The following is a 2,065-nucleotide window of genomic DNA, read 5'->3' as shown; positions in this document are numbered from 1 at the left end:
CGGGCCGATCCTGCCGCCCGAGGTGCCCCGCTGGCGCAGCCGGTCGGCGGAGTTCGACGCCGCCGCCCTCGAGGCGTTCGCGGAGATCGACCAGCACTGGCACGCGCGCCTCGAGCACCTGGACCTCGCCGTGGACATGGTGCCGCGGATGCGCCTGCGCCCCGGGGAGACCTGGCCCGAGGAGGTCGTGGCCGACGGCGACGTCCCGCTCGCCCGGCTCGTGCCCGCGGGCGTGGACCGGTCGGGGCAGCCGACCCGCGCGCGGCTGGTGCTGTTCCGGAAGCCGCTCACCCGGCGTGCGCCGGAGGGCGACGACCTGCGGGATCTCATCTACTCCGTGCTCGTGGAGCTGGTGTCGCAGCACCTGGAGATCTCACCGGACGAGGTCGAGGCGGGCCCGGAGGGGGACTGAACGCCGCGCACCTGCGGAGGGGATGATCGCGCGGCGGCCGGGGATCAGATGACGGCGTCGCGCTTGATGCGTCGCCGCTCGCGCTCGGACAGCCCGCCCCAGATGCCGAACCGCTCGTCGTTGGCCAGCGCGTACTCGAGACACTCCGCCTTGACCTCGCACCCGGTGCAGATCTTCTTGGCCTCGCGGGTCGAGCCGCCCTTCTCGGGGAAGAACGCCTCGGGATCGGTCTGCGCGCACAGAGCCCGGTCCTGCCAGCTCTCCTGCTCGTCCTCGACGAACAGGCCGGGGACACCGAGGTCGACCAGAGCCAGCTCGGGTCCCGCGACGGTGCGTGACTGTCGATCCACGGTCATCCCTTCGTGTTGCGTTGTTCGTCTGCGAAAGATCCGCGATGGAGTGCCCGTCACCGGCGCGATCGCGTAAGGCCTCGATCGTCAGGGCGCCGTCGGCCCGGCGCCCGTCCGGTGTCCGTAACGTGGTTTACCGTCACCCACCAGGGAATGACACACCTGTGATTACACACATGCAAGCCGCGAAGGTCAAGCGAAATCGGCGGGACCTACCATTTTCCCCTGCGGCTATGACCGGTGACACGCCGCCTCGGATGTGGCGTGTGACATGCCGCCGCGTGGGGCTTCGCCTCCATCGCTGCGCCGGTCTCTGCCGCCACGCCGCGCCGGACTCCGCAGCCCAGCGGGGTCGCGCCCCCGGCTCCCGGGCCCGTCACTAGTCTCGTCCCCGTGAAGATCTGTGTTCTGGCCGGAGGCGTCGGTGGCGCCCGTTTCCTCCTCGGTGCCCGCCGGCTGCTCGGGCTGGACTCCGAGTCCGCCCGCGCCGACTCCCCCCACCGCATCGACGCGGTGGTCAACGTCGGGGACGACGCCTGGATGCACGGCGTCCGCATCTGCCCCGACCTCGACACGTGTATGTACACCCTCGGCGGAGGCATCGACCCCGAGCGCGGCTGGGGCCACGCCGGAGAGACCTGGAACTGCCGCGACGAGCTCGCCGCGTACGGCGTCCAGCCCGACTGGTTCGGCCTCGGCGACAAGGACCTGGCCACCCACCTCGTGCGCACCCAGATGCTCAACGCCGGCTACCGCCTCACCGACGTCACCGAGGCGCTCTGCACCCGCTGGTCCCCCGGCGTGCGCCTGCTGCCCGTCACCGATGACCGATGCGAGACGCACGTCGTGGTGACCGACCCGTCGGCCGCGGAAGGCGGGGCCGGGGCGGGTGAGGCGGGCGGGTCCGCGACCGGCTCGCGGGCGATCCACTTCCAGGAGTGGTGGGTCCGGCACAGGGCGCAACTGCCCGCTTCCGGCTTCGTCCAGATCGGCGCGGAGTCCGCCTCCCCGACACCCGAGGCGCTGGAGGCCATCGGGACGGCCGACCTCGTCGTCGTCGCCCCCTCCAACCCCGTGGTCTCCGTCGGCGCGATCCTCGCGGTGCCCGGGATCCGCGCCGCGCTGCGGTCCACCCCCGCCCCCGTGGTGGGCATCAGCCCGGTGATCGGCGGGGCGGTGCTGCGCGGCATGGCCGACACGTGCCTCACGGCGATCGGAGTCGAGACCTCCGCGACGGCCGTGGCGCGCCACTACGGCGCCCGCTCCGGCACCGGCCTGCTCGACGGCTGGCTCGTGGCCCCGG

3 protein-coding genes are annotated in these 2,065 nt (G+C 72.7%); 2 read left to right on the top strand and 1 reads right to left on the bottom strand.

Annotation, left to right across the window (positions count from 1 at the left end; all coding sequences use genetic code 11):
• A partial coding sequence (locus HMPREF3086_RS00880; RefSeq protein WP_210401810.1) for a metallopeptidase family protein occupies nt 1-412 on the top strand: 412 nt, incomplete at its 5' end.
• Between the two features lie 44 nt (nt 413-456).
• Here the strand turns inward: HMPREF3086_RS00880 and HMPREF3086_RS00875 are convergent.
• On the bottom strand, nt 457-768 hold the full coding sequence (locus tag HMPREF3086_RS00875; RefSeq protein ID WP_007627711.1) for a WhiB family transcriptional regulator: 312 nt from the start codon (nt 766-768) through the stop codon (nt 457-459).
• Between the two features lie 387 nt (nt 769-1,155).
• On the opposite strand from HMPREF3086_RS00875, the gene cofD reads away from it, so the two are divergent.
• A partial coding sequence (gene cofD, locus HMPREF3086_RS00870; RefSeq protein ID WP_070719728.1) for a 2-phospho-L-lactate transferase occupies nt 1,156-2,065 on the top strand: 910 nt, incomplete at its 3' end.

The sequence above is a fragment of the Dietzia sp. HMSC21D01 genome (assembly GCF_001815995.1).
Classification (GTDB): Bacteria; Actinomycetota; Actinomycetes; order Mycobacteriales; family Mycobacteriaceae; genus Dietzia; species Dietzia cinnamea.
This window is presented reverse-complemented; position numbering and strand designations above follow the sequence as displayed.

What these genes read in the sequence shown, in the direction of transcription:
- HMPREF3086_RS00875 (WP_007627711.1), bottom strand. Translation starts at nt 768, where the DNA reads ATGACCGTGGATCGACAGTCACGCACCGTCGCGGGACCCGAGCTGGCT.